Here is a 1,067-nt window from a genome sequence, read left to right on the forward strand (position 1 = left end):
CCCATATCGGCAGCCAGATCACCGAGCTGCAGCCCTTCGACGATGCCTTCGCCCTGCTTGTCGATCTGGTCGGCGCGCTGCGGGCGGACGGCCATGCCATCGAGCATATCGATGTCGGCGGCGGGCTCGGCATTCCCTACCGCATCGACAACAACCCGCCGCCGCTGCCCGACGCCTATGCCCAGATCGTCAGGAAGCATGTCACCAAGCTCGGGCTGAAGGTGATGTTCGAGCCTGGCCGGCTGATATCGGGCAATGCCGGCATCCTCGTCTCGGAAGTGATTTTCGTGAAGGAAGGCGACGCCAAGAACTTCCTCGTCGTTGATGCCGCCATGAACGATCTCATCCGGCCGACGCTCTACGACGCCTTCCACGACATCCGTCCGGTCGTGCAGCCGCCGGCCGACACGCCGCGCATGATGGTCGACGTGGTCGGCCCGGTCTGCGAGACCGGCGACTATATCGGCCTGGACCGCGATCTGCCCAGGCTGAAGGCCGGCGACCTGATTGCCGTCTCCACCGCCGGCGCCTATGGCGCGGTGCAGGCCGGCACCTACAACACCCGCCTGCTGGTGCCGGAGGTGCTGGTCGACGGCGACCGGTTCCACATCGTGCGCCCACGCCCGACCTATGACGACCTGATTGGGCTGGATTCGATGCCCGACTGGCTTGCATAGGAGCGCCGGAAACACACCTACCCGTCCCAGGGAGCAATCATGACGAACGGCATCACCGTCACACGCGAGCGCATTGCCGCGATGGAACCGCGCATCCGCTCCTATATCAGGCACACGCCGGTGCTGCGCGTCGACATGGCCGACTTCGATCAGCCGCCGCTGGCCGTCGACCTGAAGCTCGAATGCCTGCAGCATTCCGGCTCGTTCAAGGCGCGCGGCGCCTTCACCAATCTCCTGGAGCGGCCGGTTCCCGACGCCGGTGTCGTAGCGGCATCGGGCGGCAACCATGGCGCGGCCGTCGCCTATGCCGCCATGCGGCTCGGCCACAAGGCGACCATCTTCGTTCCCGAAGTGAGCCCGCCAGCCAAACTGGAGCGAATCCGCTCCTAC

2 protein-coding genes are annotated in these 1,067 nt (G+C 65.9%); both read left to right on the forward strand.

Annotated elements, in window-relative coordinates:
- The coding region (locus EN939_RS35445) for a diaminopimelate decarboxylase family protein (RefSeq protein WP_442919594.1) at positions 1-677 on the forward strand (677 nt) is incomplete at its 5' end.
- A 39-nt stretch (positions 678-716) separates the two neighbouring features.
- The coding region (locus EN939_RS35450; RefSeq protein WP_127271970.1) for a pyridoxal-phosphate dependent enzyme at positions 717-1,067 on the forward strand (351 nt) is incomplete at its 3' end.

The organism is Mesorhizobium sp. M7A.F.Ca.CA.002.05.1.1 (assembly GCF_003998335.1).
GTDB lineage: Bacteria > Pseudomonadota > Alphaproteobacteria > Rhizobiales > Rhizobiaceae > Mesorhizobium.